This window comes from Nocardia aobensis NBRC 100429 (genome assembly GCF_000308375.1).
In the GTDB taxonomy this organism is placed as follows: Bacteria; Actinomycetota; Actinomycetes; order Mycobacteriales; family Mycobacteriaceae; genus Nocardia; species Nocardia aobensis.
In genome coordinates, this window is sequence record NZ_BAFQ01000287.1 from 1 (window position 1) to 20826 (window position 20826).

General features: G+C 63.2%; 3 protein-coding genes. All 3 read right to left on the reverse strand.

Annotated features, from left to right (window positions below):
- Positions 1–2478 precede the first annotated feature (2478 nt).
- Complete coding sequence (locus tag RJ03_RS30680) at positions 2479–17775, reverse strand: WXG100-like domain-containing protein (RefSeq protein WP_157163541.1); 15297 nt, start codon at positions 17773–17775, stop codon at positions 2479–2481.
- Positions 17772–18140 (reverse strand): hypothetical protein, encoded by a 369-nt coding sequence (locus tag RJ03_RS37535; protein WP_157163542.1) that lies wholly within the window; start codon positions 18138–18140, stop codon positions 17772–17774. Before RJ03_RS37535 ends, RJ03_RS30680 begins: the two co-directional genes overlap by 4 nt.
- Positions 18141–18745: 605 nt before the next feature.
- Positions 18746–19240 (reverse strand): hypothetical protein, encoded by a 495-nt coding sequence (locus RJ03_RS35370; RefSeq protein ID WP_157163543.1) that lies wholly within the window; start codon positions 19238–19240, stop codon positions 18746–18748.
- Positions 19241–20826 lie beyond the last annotated feature (1586 nt).

Sequence of the window (20826 nt, forward strand, 5' to 3'; positions counted from 1 at the left end):
GTTCCACGGTGTCGTTTCTTCGGATCCCCCTGGGTTTTCCGGATCCAAATCGGAGCCGGCCCCGTACATATTGACGGTGCCGAGGCTTCGGACGACCCTCCTCCGATCTAGCCAGTTTCGGGGCCGCGATCGAAGTCGTCGCGACCGGTGTCGGCTGCGAAAGGCGTCCACCGCGTGCTGCGATTGCGGTCCGGTCTGACTCGGCGGGTGCCGTTGACAGCCGGTACCGGAGGATTCCCGCGCAACATCTCACCCGTCGGAGGAAGAGGAGCCCCTTCCGTCCGGCTGCCCATGATCTGTTCCCAAGGTGCGGAAGTGATGTCCTCGCCGGTCTGTCGGGAAGCATCCCCTAGACGGAATTCCGCGACGTTTCCAGGCCCCTGGGTCACCGCCTGCTCTGGAACATTCTGGGGCCCCGGATCGGCCGGACGATCCTCGACGCCCTTCGGATCCGGGGTGATCGGATCTGCTGGATGCTGCGGCACACCTTGCTTCAACTGATCCGTCGGATGATGCGGCAACCCCGCTTCACCGCCCATATCCATATCACCGGACCTGGGCTCGTAGCCCCGCTGACCGCCCGGGGCACCTCCCTGCCCCGGCCCGCCCGACCTCCCACCACCGGTGTTGGCTGCGGAACGCGTCCACGGCGTGTTTCGATTGCGGTCCGGTCTGACTCGGCGGGTGCCGTTGACAGCCGGTACCGGAGGATTCCCGCGCAACATCTCACCCGTCGGAGGAAGAGGAGCCCCTTCCGTCCGGCTGCGCACGACGTGTCCCCACGGTGTTCGGGAAGTGCGCCCCGCATGGCCAGGTGGCGCCGCCGCGCCGTTATCCTGGTCAGGAGGCTCGCCTAGACCGCGCCCCGGAGCCCTACGCCGCGCCGCCCCTCCGGAGCCAATCCTTCGCTGCTCCCGGTCATCCTGCGACGCCGCTTGCTCGCCACTCGGCGACTGCCTGATCGCGGAGGCCGAATCGGGCACCACCGATTCGGCATGCTCCGCAATCGCCAGCGCTCCGGAAAGTTCCAGTGCACAGACCTCGTCGGCCCCGATCCTCATGGTCCGCGCGGTCTCGTCGATCGACAGACCTCGATGATGTCGCAGCGTGAGACAGCGGACCTGCTCGGGTTCGGTCCGTTCGAGTCGGTCGAGCCGTCGCCGCAGTTCGGCCCATTCGGTTACAGACAGTTCCCGTCCGGCGGGCCCGGAACGAACCGCTTCGGGCAGCAGTGACCCGATCCCCTGCCGGAGGTGAGCGAATCGGAGATATTCGCGGATCGTGCTTCTGGTGAGTGCCGAGATCACGTTCGCGGGGTGCCAATCCGGCTGTACTTTCAGTACCACTTCGAGCGCTGCGAAGGTCTCCTCGGTGATCTCGTGGGCGAGCCGTAGCCGCCGCGCGGGATTGAGCCGCAGTTTGCGGTACTTCAGTTCGATGAGTGTCGGATCACCGTGCTTGATCTCGTTGTCGATCGCAATCTGCGCCCGGCGCAGGATCTGGTGGCCGAAACGAGCGCGGGCCTCGGTCATCATCGAGGCAGTGTGCTCGGAAGCGAAAGATGCCTGATATGAGCTCATTAACCGGGAAGCCGCCGGCGGCCCGGATCCCCAGCGGATCCGCTGGGCGAGGTTCTCGGCGACCTCGATGTTGAGCGCTCCGGCTATATAGCAGTAGGCGTAGAGAACCTTCGCAGGAATAAGCTCGGGTAACATCTTCTCGTTCAGCGGATATTCCAGAATGCCTTTCAGTTCGTCCACAACTATTTTGAGGATCTCCGCCGGCGACCGAACCGATTCGATTCGCGAGCGATGACCGAAAGCTTGATAGGTATCGAAGTCGATCTCTGGGCCGATAGCGAACACCCTCGACAGATGTGGATTCACGAACTGCATGGTTTTGACACTGCGTCGCAGATGAGCGGGCCAGCTCAGCACGACGACAGCCTCGGCGTCGACATCCAGGTTTTCCTTCACCAGTTCGATGAAGTTCCTCGCATTACCCTCCGTGTTTGCCGCGAATCGGTCGGCAACGATCGGAACAGTCGTCGATACTCCGGCTTGTCTTGCCAACAGCTTGAAACGCTCCGCCTCGGTGTTGTATGGCTCGTCCAAGCCGGACTTCGTAATTCGATTCCAGCCCGACGACACCACCACAGGTTTGTTGTTTTCGAACATGTCGAGAACCTGCTTCACGAAAGTGCCCGTTCCGTCTTCCGGGCTGCCGAGCATCAGGAGGACGACCTTTTCATAACGGCGTTCCAATTCGGAAACGCCTTCCGGGGTCAGAGTCCATTCGGGGCTAAAGCTCAGCCATCGCCAGACCAGTTCGGCCAGTTTGAGGAGCGTCTCCGTATCGATACCCTGCTCTCGCAGGCCGTTCAGCCAGCGTTCGCGTGGATCATCGGCTTTCGGGTTGCGACCTGTTTCGCTCTCGGGCACCTGATGCAACTCGAACCAGGTGGTCGTGCCGTCGTTGTCAACGATCGTCCCATGGGCCTGCGACAATTCGATACCCGGGCAGCCGTCGGCATCCGTCGCTGGCATTCCATCTGGCAAATTTTTGAGCCCGCTCTTCGCGAGCACCTCGCAACGGATCGACAGCAGGCCGTCCTCCTGCACTCTTCCGGTGACGGTGACACCGACCTCCCGGGTGTGCTCGAACGAGTTCGTCACCACTTCCGAGATCAGTCGTTGCGCGGTGTCGGCTGTCTCTGCCCGTAACCCCCGGTACCCTTGCGAGTGAGTTCAGCACCCGGCTGCGGGTCGACGCCAGTATTCGATCGCGGGCATGGGATGCCGATTCGCCGCCGGTGCCCATTCCCGGGCGAGGCACCGGGACCTGCAGTGCGAATTGTTCGAGGATTCGCGGGGTCACACCCCAAGGCCGCACGGGGTAGGTGGCATCGGTCACCTGTGGAACGATGCGATGTGCAGGTTCGACCTGCGCGACTGCGCGACCGTCGGCCCTCTGGCCGCGCTTGGATTCGCGGTGTCCTCGGACGATCCTATCGATCGCTGCCTGGAGGGCTCCTGGATCCACCGCCGGGGGAACAGCCGTAGCGCCGGCCCAGCCGATCGAGGGGCGCGGCGAACTCGAGGCGCCCGCTTCGGTAGTCCCGACGCCCGTGCTGGCCTTCGGGTTGTCGTCTCGGATTTTTCTGGGCTCGGTGACAGTCGGCGATTCCACCCTATTCCAAGCCGCAACCAGGAGTATGTCACCGAGTCGGCGGAAGGAGCCTTCGATCGGCGTGTTTATTCTGGGCGCGGTTATGACGAAACTGTTGGTGTGCAGATCGATCGTCAATCCACTCAGTATTTGTACGCGTAGTTTGTTCTCTCGGTCGATATGCTGCGCAAGTTCGGAAACGGTGCCGACGATTCGGTCATGCAGCTCCGCTTTCGCAGTGCCCTCGACGATCCCTTCTCGGTTCTTCTGGCCGGGCAGTGGACTCCTGCTGTAACGCGTTTCGTCTCTGTACGTCGGATCTTCGATGCTCGAACTGTCCCTGGCCCATGGTAACTCCTCGACGCTGACTACGAGTCCGCGATATCCGGGTGCGGCTACTGCGAAGGCTTTCCGTCCACCGGGCAGCACGCCGGAGCATCCCACGACGACGTCGCCCAGCCAGGGTAACGGCTTGAGATCAGGCGATGTTTCGATGCCGCTGCAAATCCGGCGTACCTCGAAGGAGGAGAATTTCTTATTCTCGAGCATGCGGGCAGTTTCTGCTGCGAGGTCTGCAGCAGTTATCGGATGATCTGCTTCGAACTCCCGGCAGAAGTCTCTCAGGTCCGGTGGTAGCAGATGTCTTATCAACGACTTGTCGAGTTCGAAGCATGTGTAACTCCTGCCCTGGGTGCTACCGGAATTTATGCCGGTAGCCCAAGGCAGGGGTAATGAATCAGGAGGTTCCGAGCCGGTATGTTGCACATCGAAGTGGATGGTTCGGTTCGCGACCCGCGTTGTCAAAATGACTTCTCCGTCGCTGATGGATCCGCATTTGAGCAGAGTGGCCGCGATAGATTCTTCAATTTGTTCGGATTCGAACCCTTCGGTGAGGCCGTAGGTGCGAATCCGCTGCGCTACCCTCTGTCCGGCCTCGGCAGCTTGGCGCTGCCACTCTTCCGCGGTTAATCGTTCACCGTCCCTGCCGAGTGGTCCGACCGATATCTGATAGAACCCTGTCTCGGGGATTTCCTCCGTGATAGTTATATCGCGCCTGCCCGGCTTTGCAAAAGGTTCTTCCGCAGCCACTTCGGGCTCGAAAAGCAGGCGTGTCCACGCATCGTCGGACACATCGTCCGGGCCGACGCGCAAAAAAGTCAAATCTACTTCGCCATTCGGCACTCGTTTATGTATACCGATCCATGCGTAAAGTCGGTCCGGCGAAAGTCTCAGAAACAGGACCTTGGAGTCGGGGTCTCGGACGCGGGCGTCTTCTTCCGCTTTGACGACGCCTTCCCAGAGTTTCTCCAGGTAATTCAGCTTCTGCCTGTCAACCGCTGTACGGTCACCCTTGGGTATAGTCGATATTCTCTCAGCTTCGAGTCGGAGCAGCTGCTCACATGCCGCATTCGAAAAGGCTGCGGTTTCATGGAACCCGAAAGGTCGATCCGCTAACAGCCAAGGAAAACAAATAATTAGTGCTTCACGCTCCTGGCCGCCGAGCTGCAGCATTGACGCAATTTCTCCCCGCTGCAATTTCTTGAATGCACGTTTTGCCAGTTTCACTTGCGCCTTGGATGGCACCTTCGAAGGCCCGTAGTGTGCAGACCGATCCCGAACGGGGACGACACCCAAATTGGCTTGCCATTCCGCAACCTCGTCAGATTTCGATATTGGAACTTGAGGAAGTCGTTGAAAGTCCGCTATCTGCCTGTCATTTAGGTACGGTGCGAGCGGATGGTGCGGCAGCCGCCTCGGACCCCGCAGCCCGAGAAAGCCTGGCATAATGGAACGGAGTTGCGACAATTGCGGAAAGCGTTGCACGAGAGCACCAGCGCCCAAGAATCCAACTGCCGCTGCGGCGGTTGCGCCGACCGCAAGCCGGAAGTCCACGACCAGCAGTGCGCCGCCGATTATTCCCCCCAGGATAGACGCGGATCTGTTCAGGGCGCCTGTAATCGCATCAATGCGCTGGCTTACGGCAGGCGGGGCGACTCGGCGGCGCAAGGTATTCAGTGGCAGCAGGGTAAAGCTGTGAACTCCCCAGCCGATGGCGAGGGCGAGGGAAGATAAAATGGGGTCGCCGACAAGCGCCTGAATGGCAGCAGCGGCTGCGATTCCGACATATTTGATCGATACAATTCTCCGGATTAATGCGGATGTGTAGACTTTATCCTTGAAGTACCTTCCCGAGATCGTCGACCCGAGCATTCCCGCGAACGGGCCGAGCAGGAGCGCGAGACTGATCTCCCACCAGGGCAGGCCAGCGTTCCAGGTAGCAACTCCCGCAGTGATCTGCCCGACTCCCGTGAACCAGTTGCCAGCGGCATTGGCTAGGGCAGAGGAACGTAGATGCAGGTCGTGAACTACGTCGGAGGCTGCTCGGGCAATCCCCACCCGCGTGCTGTCCGAAGACGTGTCCGGAGGTTCGATCTTGGGCTGGAGGCGCGTCAACAACGCATTGACGGCAAACGATGCGGCGTTCGCGTAGAAAAGCGCCACGGGACCGAACACAAGCAAAAGGAAGGGCGTCAGCGCCAGCGCGGACGATCGAATTACATTTTGCAGAACGCTCTGGAAACGTACGAGCGCGTCGCGTCTGGCCTTCCCCGCGAGCGCTTTCAAGGTACTGCCGTTCGCCGCCTCGGAGTAAGCGGCACTAATGCCCTGCAGGAGAAGAGTACCGGCGAGTGTGAGGCCCAGAAATGGGCCGCCGAACAGAACTGCGGTACCAGCCATAACTGCGGTTATCGCACCCCACATGTCTGCACGCCGAGCTAGTTTCGTACTTTCGTGTCGATCGGCTGCATTGCCGGCGAAGAGCAAAAACAGCACCATCGCAACTTCGTCCAGAGATCTCAGGCCCGCCAAACCGGATCCCATTTTGGCATATATCTCTGTGGCGGCTGCGGTAGCCAGCTGGGTACCCATGGAGTTGACGATTAATCCGGCCTTTGCCGATAAGTAACCGAGGTCCGCCGCGATCCAGTCTCTGATCGAATCGACCCTGGCCATGATACGGGAATTCAGAGTGCGGCTTTCCTGTGACGAGCTGAGATCGTCTAATGCTGAGGCCCGGTCGACAGTGAAGCCATGTTGCCAGGCGAGTCTGGCTTCTACGTCGGCAGTGGAGGAATCAGGGGTGTTATCGCCCGTGCTGGCGGTGGCTTGGCCGGATACCAGGAAGCCGTGCTCTCGGGCAAGTCGATCTGCAACTTGTGTCGTATCTGGCTGGGCTGCGTGGCTGCCCCGGCGAAATAATTTGCGAAGCTTGCCGATGGCGTCCCTATCCGGCGGTCCGGTGACTTCTTGGTGTCGGTGGCCGCTCTCGACCTCGGATTCAGCGGGCGTCCGTTTCGCTACCAGCCCCTCGGTGGTACTTTCGAAAGTGGCATAGTACGCGTAGTCGGGTTTTCGGTATTTCGGTTGCCATTTGTCGGCTTCGAACTCGCGGACGCGATGTTTCTTTCCCTCGATGAGATTGTCGTAGATCCAGATGGTGCTGTCGAACTTGGTCAGTACGTATGCATGGGCTCGTTCGCCTTTGCTGACCACCACGGCGACTGTGTCGTCATCGTCGCTGGCGGCGAGTCGGGCGGCTGCTCGGCGGACGGGGTCGCCCTTGTGGATCTCGTGGTCTCGCTGGAGGCCGGCCTGGATGTTGCGTTCGATGTCGCCGAGCAGCCGATCGGTGGGATTGGGCCGTGCGATGCCCTTGCTGTTGCCAAGGGCGTGGAGGATGCCCGTAATCCACGAGACGCATGCGTTCATCGCACTCGGGTGCGGCTGGTGCCGCCACTGCTCGATTTTGGCGAGTGCGTTGCGCGCTTCTTCCAGGCCCGAAGGACGGCCTCGCTGCATCCATGCTTCTGATTGCAGGCTTTCCGCTATGGTGTCCAGCACTTTTTCGGTCTGCCGGTCCTGTTCGGCCTCGATAGATCTTGCTGCTAGGTGCAAATTTTCCCGTTGTGCCGACTTCAGGTCTCGAGGTGAGTCAGTCAGCGCAAATAGTTGCCAGGTCAGGCGGCCGATAGCGGTGTGGTGTTTCCCCAGTCCGATGCTGAGCTTTTCGGCGTGCGAAAGTGCATGGATTCGCGCGGTTTCGACGTCTGGATTTTCCTGTTCAACCTCGCTATCTGATTGAGCCCGCAGCCGGAACCAGGCATGGCGCATGCGATCTCGGACAAATCGGTCGCTGGCGCAATTTTCTATGTGTCGCGCCAAATCTTCAATCGTGGTCCCGAGAGACTGTTGTTGCCAGGGTTCTGTAAACTCGTCCGCCGAACCTCCTCTCGTGAAATCGACCCCATATTGACGGAGTGACACGTCGAGGCGCGCACAGATCGATGTGATCAGTATTTCGGGATCTTCGAACAGTCCTTCGGACGGGTCGACAGATGTTTCCTCGGTCGGCTCGTGAAACGACTCCGTCCAGACTGTCCGGCCTTCCCTATCAACCTGAACATGATGGAATTTCACTTCGATACCGTGCAGCGTCAACGCCTTCAGCCATTGGCGCGGCACCGTCTCATCCTCGGCACGTGGGGAAAATATTGTCAGCCGGTAGTTTCGTTCGCCGTGCTCGTTCTGCGAGCTTCGCAGAGCGGCCCAATTGCCGATCCGTTTGGCTTGTTCAGTATGCCCTTCTGAACGCGTCGAGGTCTGATTATTGCCCAATGCCGTGCGCCCATCTTGCTCCTCTCGCTTCGCCACGGTCGGTGGCTTCGATTCGTCCGGGGCGAGGAGATTGCGCCACTCGTGGGCGGCAAGGGCGGCAGCCTGCATCCGTACGGTTCTCAGCGCTACCGCATATGTCTGCAGGACTGCGAGCATTTTCGCCTCGATCTGCTGCCTGTCACTGGGCAGCAAGGCGAAATCGGGTTCCGCGGGAAATGCGCTGTCCACATCTTCGCAAGCCTTGGCATAGATGTGCTCGGTAACCGCTATTAGCTGACCCCACTTTTTCAGCATCGGTCGGCTGCTAATGTCGTCGCGGCCGGGCGAGGCCCCGGTCGCTTGCGACGCCGTCAACTGCTCGCCCGCCTCCTTACGGGCGTCCAACAAGAGTTTGTGGTACCTCCGCAGGGCCTCCCGGACCGGTTCCGGTTGATTCTGAACCAGTACGCGGCCGGCAGCGTCGACCCTCACCTCGCGGGTGATCACGCTGCCCGCGTGCAGGTCCATCGCGGTGGTGAGAAGGTGGGGAAGTACGCCGACGTGGCCGGGCCGGTGGAACACCTCCACCCGGATGCCGTCGACCAGGCGGGCACTCGACCCCAGTTCTACTCCACCGATAGCCTCAGCCGCCGCTTCGGCCGCCGACGCGTCAGCACGGGACTGGGCAGCCTTCGAGCGGCGATCGATTTCCGCCCAATGGGCAAGCGCTTCCTCAAGAGCTTTCACAGCGCGCCGAGTCGCTCGCGGCCGCTGTGTTCGTGTGGCGGCGGCGATACGCCCCTCGAGTTCGGTGCGATCCAGCATGGCGGGCTGTGCGCCGGCTTCGACCCACTCCGCCAGACCCAATTCCTCGATTAAATCGCTGCTGCTTACCAGCAGGTCGCGCACGGCCGCGAGCACCGTGGCCTGGTGCTGAGCGAGTTTGGTCACGGTCTCGACCGCTGTGGCAAGGTCGCCTCGAACCGGCACATTCCATTCGGTGAAGTTCTCGGGGATGGGCGGCAGGTCGTCAAGCCGGCTCAGTGCAACTTCCCGGTCACCGCGTCTGGCTGCTCCGCCGGCGTCGATCCGGCCACTGGCGTCCGGGATGACGGTACCGGTTCCCCTCCGCGCATGATCGGCGCTCACCGGCGGATGCTTTCCGAGTAGATCGGCCTTCCCTTCGGACATTGCGGCCGTCAGGATGCGCGGCCACATCTTGAACAGGTGTTCCACATCCCGGGCGGCGAACTGCGCGGCGACGGTGCGATCCCCTGCGCGATTTCGGGCCCGGGCGAGGAGGTCGGACGGCTCGATGCTCGCATCCGCGCCTATCCGTCCGGCGAGGTCCGCGAAGGTCGTCCACCAGAGCCGCGCAGCCGCCGAAATCAGTGCGGTGGCTGTGGAATCACGGCTGTCTTTTTCTTCCCACTGCGGCCGCTTCTCGGAAAAGGGAACGCCGAGGGCGACTATCGCGCGGGCTACCATCGCGGGCATCGCGGCGGGGGGCTGCGGTGAATCTGAATCCAGGTATTCCATCATCGCCACCGCACACTCTCCCGAAAGGTGTGCCGTGACGAGAAGTGTCACGAAATGAGGCTCACTCTCATACGCTGCGCGTAAAACCGTTCCGTGCCGAGCGAGGTCGGTGTTTTCTGAGACCGGAGGTGGGGCCGTCGTTGGCGGACGGAACTGCGAATCACTCGGACGCCGCACCGCGCCGACTGCCCCCGGATACCCTGGACCGACCCCTTCGGTCGTCGGGTTGTCAGGGCCGGGAGCGGCATCCCGGACTACCCCGGTACCTGAGCTATCACCTGTCGATGGGTTGTCATCTTCGGCGCGAGTAGTGCCCTGCTCTCCTGTGGTGGTCGCAGAGTAAGGGCGAACGGTGCCGCTGGCGGCGCGGATTCGGGAGGTAAGTTGCTGGTAGTCCCGGACTCGTTGTGCCAGCTGCTCGAACTGTTCCCACGACATCGTCCGGTTGTTCCCCCCGGACGGGACCAAGGCTATCTGCGATTGCCGTGATTCTTCAGGTCCGAATTGTGCTACGTACCCGTCCAATTGGTCACGATAGCGATCCGGATCGGTGAGTGCTTCCTGCTCCGGCGAGGTGAGTCCGATTCGATCGGCTAGCTCGCGCAACGACCGAATGTAGCTGTCCTGTGCGGCTTGGTCTTCGGCGAGTTCGTCAAATTCCTCGTCGACCGGGCCCGACAGGAACGGTTTGGCGGCGGTGCCCTGCTCGTCGAAAGAGGTCATCCAGAATTTCAGGCCGTCTGCGAGTTCGGCTTCGGTGAATTCGACGATACGGCCGTCCACAAGAGCGACAGCGACCATCACGCCGTTGTGATTGAGAATGGTGAAATCGTCTCCGGCCGGCCGATACTGGCGCGATCCCGTCGCGGACTGTCCGGGCGTGTCCGGTGTGGCGGTTCGCGGATACTCGACGTGTACGACGACCTTTCGCCCGGAAGCGCCGATCCGCTCCGCCAGTGACGCGTCGCGACCACAGCCGAGTTGCGCCGCGATCTGCTCGAATGCCGCTGCGCTGTCCTCGCCGATGAATTCGTGGTGTGCACCGGCCAGGAACGAGGAAACTGGTGCCTCGGTGCCCGCACGCCCGATCGCCTCCTGCGGGCTTCCGACCATCCGATTGCCGGTGACGAGGTATGCCGACTGATTGAGTGTCAGCAACGACATGACCACACACCACTGTGGCAGCCGCACAATGGTTTCCTGATCTACGCCGTAGTGTTGTCGTCCCGCCAGGACCGCGGCCGCGAACGCCAGTTCCACGGCGAGTTCCCGCGCCTTCCTGTGTGAGACCGGAACGGCCCCCGCCAGTTCTTCCAGAAGAGTGCGCCCGCGGTCGGTCCGATCGAGGTCGGCGAGCAGGTAGTACTGTTGCCGGGCACTTGTCGGATCGGCGGCCTTATCGGCGATCCGTCCGAGGGCTTGGTAGAGCGTGGCTCGCCCGGATTTCACCCGGCCGGCCGCCAACGTTTCCAACAGCTCCGCCGCGCGGCCGGTGTCGATATCCTCCATGAGCCGGGCGTGGATCTCCCGCGCGCGACCGGGATCGGCGACCGCTGCGAGCTGGGCTTGCAGCCGTAGTGCGCCTACGGTGTCAGTGCGCCGGCGCTGTCTGTCCAACGTGCGGAACCGTCGGATGGTCGTGACAAGCTTCGATCGCTCGGATACATCGAGACCGTATATGTTGCGGAGGGTCTCGAATGCGGCCTGCTGCGTCCCTGGATGCTTTGCCGGGTCAGCGAGCAGATCCGCCAGTGATACGGGTCCGGGACCGTCTTCCGCCACGGCGCCCCGCTGCCGGAAATTCACCCCGTCGTAGTAGAACCTCGCAGAGTTGGGCTGTGTTGTGGCACTGGCATTCAGACCTGCCAGGACTGTCTCGGCGACGTCGTCGCGGACCGATTGCCACGCCACATCCAGCCATACCGCTTCGTGCGCGGCGAGAAGTGTGGTGACGTTGTCCTCGGCCGCGGAATCAGCGGTATCGGCGGCAGCGGTCCAGACGACGCCATTCTCGTCGACGTGGAAGACAGTGCTCGGACGACGACGCAAGTCCTCGAGGATCTGGTTCACGATCGCGGTGAGATTGCCGGCGAGGCTCGGCAGCTCCAGGCCGCCCTTTTCTTTGTCGCGGTCCAATTGCCGCAGCGCCGAGAGGATTTGATCGAGCTCTCGACCTCGTGAGTCGTTCTCATCCAGGAATCCGCGCGCCGCTTCTGCGCGCTGGAGCAGCTCCGTGCGTCCGGCTCCGGTGAGATCAACAGGTCCGGCGGTCGCGACGCCCGCCAGCTGAGCGATGCGGCCAGTGGCGTTCTCGGCCTCCACACCCAGCAGATAACGCAACCCCACCACCCGGGCGCCGATGGTCGCGAGTGCGACTTCGATCTCCTTCGCCTGCGCAACGGTCATATTCGGAGCCCGCGCCGCGGCGAGTAGTGCATCGATACGTCCGGACAGCGCGCTGTCGGCCGCGAACAGGTCGCGTCCGGTCTGCAAAGCTTCCTCGACGTGCGCTGCGGCCCCGTGCAGGGCCGTGATGTCCAGCATCTGCCGCTCGCGCAAACTGGGCGGCGCCGGGCGCTGTTCAGCGGGAAGCGACATGGACGCGCGAATTTCGGCTTCCAGCTGGGCCCGCGACGACTGTAGACCCTCGGTGGCAGTGCGGACCGTGGATTCGACAGTCCGCAGCACACGCGCTGCGTGAGCACGGCCGGCGAGGGGGGCGATATCCCATGACATGAGGTCCCGGCCCACGCTCGACAATTCGACGCGGGTTCCGCCCTGCCCCGCCCAGGCTCGGGTCAGGCGACCGAACAGTTCGTCGATGGGAATGGCTGTGACACCGTCGCTCGCGCAGGTGATGGTTTCTTCGGAGGGCCGGTGGGCCGTCATGCTCACGTGCAGCACACCATCGTTGCCGGTATTTGCGTGAACCGCCCACTCGCGTAGATCGTTTTCTTCCTGTGTGTCTTTTAGGATCCAGCGGCCGTTCGCGACTCCCGAGATGTGAACGAGTTCCGCGATATCGACGACATCGGAGATCAGCCTGTCTTCGGGGTCTGCCGGAATCCCAGCCACCGGCTGCAGCCGCAGCACAGTCGTGAGCTCTCGCATCAGCCGGCCCTGCCCGTGAATACCATCGCTTTCCGTGGTGCGCTGGGCCGGTAAATGCCATTCGGGCCGGCCGTCGTTCAGAGTAACTATGGTCGATGTGCGGGCGCCATCGGCCAATTCGCCGACCAGATCCGAGATTCCGATGGCGATCTCTCGCATTTCGGTGCGGCTCAGCGTTTCCCGATCGGACAAGCGGACCTTTGTTTTTGCCAGCCATCCGCTATAGCGAGGGTCGTCTTTCGGCAGTCTGGCTTCCAGCATCCTGGAGTAACTGAAAATATCCTGTGCTTGCGATGGCTTCAATGTCACCGTGGCCGGGACACAGGCCGATTCAATGGCTCCGTCCGCGGTGAGTATGCCCGCGAGTTCGGTCACCTGTCTGGCTGCCTGTTCACCAAGACGGCGGCGGCATACCTGCGACTGGTTGCCGATCGCCGACAATGCGACGGCGGCTTCATGTTTCAGCGCGCTCGCCGGCAGGGTCCCCAAATTCGCTTTCAGATCATCGATTGCCTTGCCGCGCGGGTGATTTCCCGCGAATAGGCCGCGACCTACGGCCATCGCGTCGGTCAGCAACTGAACCAATTCCGCCGGAACATCATCACCCACCTCCAGAAGGTCGATTGCCGCCTGGGCGGAAGCCACTGTCTCCTCGGCCTTGTCGAGCTGAGACACCCCGGCGGTCACGGCGTCCGAGAGCGGGATATCCCAACCCGCGACCATCAACTGCGCTTTATCGGCGGAATGCACACGAACTCCGGCCCCGCCGAGACCGGCCCAGTGCCGAGTCAGCTGATCGTGCAGACGGTCCGCCGCGATCGCCGCGTCAGCGGTTTCGGAGATCAGATCCGTCGGGGCAGGGGAAGTGGTCAGGGTGAGCGTCAGCACGCCGTGGTCGTTCACCGCGTAGCCATGCACAGGCTGTGTCCGACCGCCCTCGACGGTTGTAATCCAGTGCACGGGCACCCGCCCATCTGCGGTATGTACGGCGGATAAGGTTTCCGGCACGGTCGAAATCGGGGCCGACCGGCTCGCCGCTATCGTCGTTGCGGCAGCGTTACCGGAGTCCGGTGGTGCGGTGAGCTCTCCTGAAAGGGCATCGGCCAGCTGCGTTGCGTGAACGTTCACCCCGGCCGATTCAGTCGTGTCGTCGTGCCGTTGCGCCTGGCGATCGGCACCGACCGCTGCCGATGGTTCGGCGATCGTCCCGGCCGGTTGCCCGGCGATTGCCCCTACCTGCGACGCGGCCCCGGTCAGCGGCGTGGCGGTGCCGCCTTCCAGCAGCTGGGAGCCGGTGCCCGGGTAGGTGACACCGCCGGCCGGGTGAGCTGCCTGCTGCAGGTGGTGGGCCAGAGCGCCGAGCCACTGGCCCGTCACTGCCAGCCTCGCTCGCGAAGCGGGGGTCGACTTCTCCGCGTTCGCTTTGCAGGCCGTGCTGTAGTGCTCGACGATCGGGGCCGCGTACGGATCGGAGGAATCGAAGAGCGCATCGTCGCTGGAGAGATAGAACACTGCCCGGCCCCGCTGACTCTTGTACTCGACGGTCTTGCCGTCGGCAGCAAACACCTCTCCGATCCGTCCGGCCCGCTGATACACCTGTTTGTCCAGATCGGGGGACAGAATCGACATCGCGCTGGCCCGTACCAGCAGCCCGCCCTTGGCCTCGACCTCGGCGCTGATCTTGACATCGGTTCCGCGTGAGGCGATCCGGTTGGCGATCACGATCTTGCCGCGCTTCTCGGTAAAGGTCAGTCCCAACTCGCCGACCATGCTGCCGCGTCTGCGCACCTCTACCGGCTCACCGGCCGTTTTGGTGATGGCGGCCCAATGCTCCTTGAAATTCGCTCCTGCAGCTTTCGCCGCGAGCTGATCTTGATGAATCTGGGTGTGGGCGTCAACCGAGCTGAGGGCGTCATCGATATTGAGCACGCCCCGTTTCGTGAGTTTGGCGCGGACGAGCCGACTGAGTTCGGCGACCTCGCTGTTGCGATCACAGACCACCAGCTGCGGTAGCGTTTTCTTACCGAGGAACTCGTCGACGATGTCGTCGGACATTTTTTCCATTTTCTGGGCGTGCCGCGCACCGGCCGCAATCGGATCCTCGCGCTCCAGGCGTGATTCCCACGGTGGTTTCACTTCTTCGGGCGCCGCCATATTCAGCTCGGCGCGCATCACATCGGATGCCCCGAACGCCGTGCCGGATGCCCCGGTGACCTCGTCGTATTTCTTGAGAAGATCTACGATCGTGGTCTCGGACAGAGTGCGTGCCGAATCTCGGATGGTCAGGCCCTCTTTGGCCTCCACCGCCTCGGCGAGGCCCCTGCTCCATCTCGATTCCATGCCGGTCTCGACGTCATAGTTGACGTGGCCGGTGGACTCGTTGATCAGCAGAACCTTTTTCTCGTATGCGGGTTTCGCACTCGTACCGTCGAGGCCGATTTCTTCTACACCGTAGCCGTGCAACTCATCGACACCGTAGGGGTGCAACTCTTCAACGACATAGGCGTCGTTGCGCCTGGTCTCGTGGTACCAGTGCGCCTGCATCGCCATCCGTAGCCGAGCGAGGTCCTCGTCCTTGCCCTCCCGGCTCGCCTCCCGCATCCATTCGGCGCGCTTCCTCAGCATCGCGTCCGCAGCGGTGCGCAGGCTGTTCCGGTGCTCGGGTTCGAACCACTCAGCGAGCAATGTGCGAGCCTTCTCCAAGCCATCGGCGGTGAATTCTGGCGGCCTGCCCCGCGCCGGCTGATCCAGCGGATGGGTGAAATCCGCTTCGGATAACTTGCCCTGAGCGATCGCGTCGGAAAAACACTCCTGAATGGAGCGAATGTATGTCTGTACCTCGGGTGGTGCTGCTGCCGACGTACCTTCGGAAAGGACGAATAGGCCGTTCATCCACTTCACTACGGCGTCGAATTCGTCGATGACAACCGCGTCGGCACGATGCCAATTTCCCTTGTTGAACGCGTGCGCGTAATCGTCGGGGGTACCAACGAATATCGCACCGCGTCCGGGCCGCGCATTCGCCATCGCTGCGTCCGACTGCACCCGGTGCGTGTCGTAACCCAGCGAGCCCGCGATGTTGTCGTACATCTCGAATTCTCGATCGGCCAGATCCGGGGCGTTGGTCATGAAATGCACCGTCTGCCCGCGCCCGAGCCGGACCAGGTTGTGCACGAGGAACATCGCGGTCTTCCCCCCGCCGGGACGCAACTCCACCACATTCCTCGTCATCCGCCGCGCCCCGTACAGCTGGTCCGGGCGCAAGACGATACCTTCGGGATTGCCTGTGTCCCTGGTTATCCGGCGAGTAATCTCGACGGCCGCCAGATGCCGCTCCTCGTCGGTGCTGCGTGCGCTCTGCAACCACTCGAGCAGCGCCTCCTTGGGCATGGCGCCGAAGTTCTCGTCGAAGGCACGGTACGCCCGGCACCACTGCTCAGTCTCGGCCCATTCCTGAGCCCGTTCTGCCGCTTCCGGTAGTTGCGGCGGTTCGGCATCCGAGAGTTCCGCGGTCCCGGGGAGCGGGCTGTCTCCGACCCCGTCGGCGCGGATGGGTGGTTCGGCCCCTGCGCCGCGCTGATCGCCTGGTATGGGCCCCTCGCCGCCTGCTTCCGGAGCCGGTAAACGAGATTCGCCGGGTGAATGCGCGATCCCCGCCGGCGAAGACTCGGCAGGCTTCGGGTCGGCGTCGACGGATCTCTCACGTTGTCCCATCACCGCTTTCGCCGTCACCGCGCCCTTCTCCGGTGCTTCGGGCGACGATTTGGCCGCAAAAATGGGTGATTTCGACCCTGTCGGTGGGGAATCGTGCCGCGCGGGCGGGCTCAATGGCCCGCCGTGGCCTCTCTTTCGTTCCGAACTACTTGCTCCACCCGAGCCCTCGTCGACTGTTGGGGTCGCCCCTTTCCCGTTCTTCCCGCCGACGGCGGGCACAGCCCCCTTTTTTGCCTCGCCTTCGGATCCCCGCCGCAGGACACGTCCAGTGCTGTCGCCGTCTTCAGCGCTCGGCCGCTTTCGGTCCGGCGGCACAGCCGGTTTCGCATCCTCGCCGGTCGAGCCAAGGTTGCCTCGCCGTCCGGAAGCATCGCCCCGCGCACTCGTATGTTCCGGTTCCGGAGGGCCGGGAGGTTTTCCGGGACCCGAGGCCCGTGCGGGAACCCTAGGCGAATCGGATGCCAGCCGGGGATCGGATTCCGGCCGCGCGTGGGACGAAAATTCTGGATCGCCCTGATACTCAGCGAGTTTCGTCGAAGTCATCGGTGTTGTGTCGCTGAAACGGGGAGCGAGAAGTTTAGCGATCTCCGCCCTCGATTTGCCGGCCAGTGCCGCCCGTGGACCGTTCGGAACCGGTCCGGATGGTGTGCGGAGTCCGGTCACCACTCCACCGGCACCGAAGACCACGCCCGCGGCGGCGCCGGCACCAGCGCCCGACAGCAGGTCTCCCAGCTTCGGCGTCTCGAGCCGCGCCACCGATGAGGCCGCGATGCCTGCGGCGCCACCAGCGGCCCCACCCAGCACAGCGCTCGCCACGCCGCTGCCCGCGATCAAGGCTTTTCTGCTCAGACCGGCCGCTTGTGATCTCGCGATCATTCGACCCGCACCCTCACCCACCCTGATGCCGGCTGTTCCACCGACTACACCGCCGGCCGCTCCCGCGATCGCCGCGTCACGCAGCCGATCTCCGCTCCAATGGCCGGTCACGCCCATGCCGACCACCTGCGGCAGTAGCGCCTGCGTCGCTCCCATCGCGGCCTCGAAGGGCAACAGCAGGCCGCGGCGTTGGGCAGCCGCCCGTGCCCCCTTGGCCAGGAGGATATCCAGCAGTTTGTCTCGTGCGACACGTACGGACTTTCGGAGGCTGGCCTCTTTTGCGGCCAATTCCAGAGCCCCGGCCGCCGGATTCACAACAGCCGCGACCACTGCTGCCCCGGCCTGCGCCGCTATCTCCACCGCCGTGACGGCAATGACGATTTTGGTTTCCCGGATATCGGTACCACCGTCACTCAGCTGACGCGCCAGGCTTTCATACGCCTTCCCGAGCTCGCCGGTGACTTGGTACAGTTGTCGGCCCCCGATCACCATCTGGTCGACCGCCGCACCGGACCAAGATTCGAGCTGGTCGACTACGGATGACAAGTCCGACGCCAGCTCTTCCCACTCCTGCGCCAACGGACGAATCAAATCCCCCGTCCGAAGCATCGTCCCATCGAGCGCCTGCGGGAAGTCCCCGCCCGCGATCTCCATCACCCAATGCGGCAACCATTGCGGCAGTTCGATATTCGAGTACTGACTCCAGGTCACCACGCACCGCCCGCGACCGCACTCACCGCCACCCACTGCCCGGCGACGGTCTGCGCACTCACCAGCTCGGAGAGCCTTCGCAGCGGCTCCGGAATCGCCGCCTCCACACAGCGGACCCTGTAACCGGCAGGTTCGAGTATCCCTACGCACTGCCCGGTCATCCCGTCCATGTCCGCGACGCCGATCACTACATTCGCTCGCGTGCGGACCGCGTGGCGCGCCGCCTGGAGGAGCCAGTCACCGACCTCTGCCGAAACCCGGGCATCGCAAAGGCCGGCCTCCGCACCGTTGGGATGGAAACCTGCGAACACACCCGCCTCTACTATTGCGGCGCCCGGCATGGCCGCGGCGTGCCAACGCACCATCGCCGCAACACCTGAACCAGGACTACCGGACACCACTACCGCGGCCGGGGCATCGGATGCGGCAAGCTGTCCGAGCACGATGGATACGATCTCGGTCTCGGGCGTCGCGGCCCGATAGTTCGACGGCCGGTGCGCCCCTGGTTCGCCTCGCCCGGCCTCGGCTTCAGCGCGCCAACGAGCCCACCGAGCGCCGAAGTCGGTGATCCAAGCCGGTATCAAGTCGAACCGCCGCGGGTCCAGCGTCGCTAGTTCAGCCACACACTGGGCGCGATACCGGCTGTACACCTCCGCTCCGGTGCGCCGCAGTTGCGCGCTGCACCAGCTCATCGCACCGGTAGCCAGCGTGGTTGCAACATCGCAGCAGCGTGCCGCGATCCACTCAGGTACAGCACCGAACTCTGTTCCAGCGTTTGCCTTTTCGAACACTTCGCGAGCACGCTCGGCCGCCGCCCACCGTTGCTCGGCCGGTGCCGCTTCGACCCGAGACAACGCTATTCGCGTCCGTGGATCCAGCTCTACGTCGGCCCGCAACGGCCCACCGGTCAGTGCTGCGGCCAATTCCACTTCGAACAGCTCCCGCGGAACCGGGGCGATACCTCCCCATCTCATCTGGAAGCTCTCGGGAACCGCGCAGCCGCGGAGACCAAGGTTTCGTGGAGGACCCGGGCGGGGGCAGCCGCTCGCGCGCCCAGCAATTCGACCTCGGTGAACGCCTCTGCCAATGCCGGGGCGGGATCGAAGGCTCCCTGGTGGAAAGAGCATCCGCTCAAGCGTCCGCGCCACTCCCGAAATCCCCCCACCACCGTGCCCAGTGATTCCCGGCGCGCCGAATCGGACCCGGCAGGGCTCATATAGGCCGCTACCAGAGCCCGCTGAGCCACCGAGCGGGCAGCGAAATCTCCCGCGACATCCACGGCACTGCCAAGTGCGCGAATCATTGCCGAAAACGCCGGGCACTGCAGTGATACCGGTGTGACGAACCCCTGCTCCACCGCATCGGCTACCTGTTCGGCGTATCGTCCGGGCTCGAGCACGATGGCCGATGCCAACCTGATCTCATCCACCAGCGGCACGCCCTTGTGGTCGCGCGTCCACGACACCCGCGACCATTCACCTACGGGCAGAGGCAGTATCGCCACCGCCCGCGGTGCGACGAAAGGGTACCGATTCAAGGTCGCTGAGAGGGCTGCTATGAGTTCAGCCAGCACGGATCCGTCCGCGCCAGGCAGATCGAACCCCGTCGGCTCGAAGCGGTATCGTCTCGAAAGCTCCTCGAGAGTATGGCGTTTCGGCTTCTCGGCGCGCGTATTCCGATGCTGTTTCGGCTGACTTTGCTTACCCGGCCGTTGCGACCCAGGCCTGGGGTTCGAGGTGTTCGAGTCGGCGTCCGGCTGCGCGCCGACGGCCTGTGGCCTTGGAGTAGTCGGCGATGCGGCAGGCGCCCCGGAAGCCGGCGGACGGCGGTCCGAGGTGGTTCGCCTTCCGTGGCGACTCGGGGCGTCACGAACAGGGCCGACCGTAGCCTCGGGACGATTTGGTGATGGCGGCATCGTGGTGCCCGGTCGGCCGACCCGCGCTCTTCCGCCGAACGAGTCCTCCGACGGCTGTCTCGGAGCAGCTGATGTCGGGTGGCTCGGAGCAGCTGGTATCGGCACCGACGATGGCCGGCTCGGAGCAGCGGGTATCGGCACCGACGACGGGTTTCGGGTGAAGTGGTTGGGGATGGCCGACGGATCGGTGGCTGGGTTCCGATTCGGTGAAGCTGGCGAAGTCGCTGCCAACTGGTCCGCTGCGGGTAGCGCGCCGACCGCTGCGCCCGATCGAGTGTCTACACCAGGGGAACCAGCGACCGTGGCCACGGTACCACTGCCAGGCAGAGCGATCGACGACTGAACAGCACCGCGGGAATTCACCGATGTTCCCGCAACACGATCCTGCGACGCCAAATTGTCAGCGGTGGCAAGGATGTTGTTGCCGTATGTCCGCAACACCTCGATGAACTGCTGAGCATTCCCGCTGATCGCACCCGCGTCAGGCGTGAAAGTAGCAGCGAACCGCTCGCCCGGCTCATCGCTACCCCAGCATGGCCCGGCAGCATCCAAAATCGACTGCAACCTCTGGTGCAGCTGCGAAGCGCGCTCGGCCAGCGCCAGCACCTTCTGCCCCACAGAAGCCAAATCCTCTAGGTCGACAGATAATTCACTCATAGTCCGCGCTACCTACGTGAGTCTGCGCAGCCAATCCGGCGATTAACCGTGTCATCGCCAGCGCCCGATCCCGAAAGGGAACACCACAGCGGAAGACGAAGTCCGAACGCTCCCATTCCGGTTCGACAGGTTCCGATGCAAGTCCGAAGACGCTTCGGGTCGACGCATGCATGCAGCCCAGTACCTTCCAGGTCTCCGCTATCGGTTGGTTCAATGTATCCACAAGGACAGGTTTCGTCAACCAATTATTAACACATGGATACATCTAACTAACAGGCGGAGACGGAAAGTTCGAGACAGCACACATCAGCAAGGTGAGACTTCGGGTCGACTCGCCGCCTCGAAGTCGTGGCGAGCGCCGGCTACGCGAGCCGGCCCGTTACAGCATCGGGCCACTGCCCCATGAAAGACACTTTGCAACCAAGCAGCGCGGACACCCTCACACCTCCATCAGCGGAGGCGCATGCGCCGTATGCCAG

Coding starts and splice junctions, on each gene's coding strand:
- RJ03_RS37535 (WP_157163542.1), bottom strand. CDS start 18,140: ATGGTGCGTTGGCACGCCGCGGCCATGCCGGGCGCCGCAATAGTAGAG.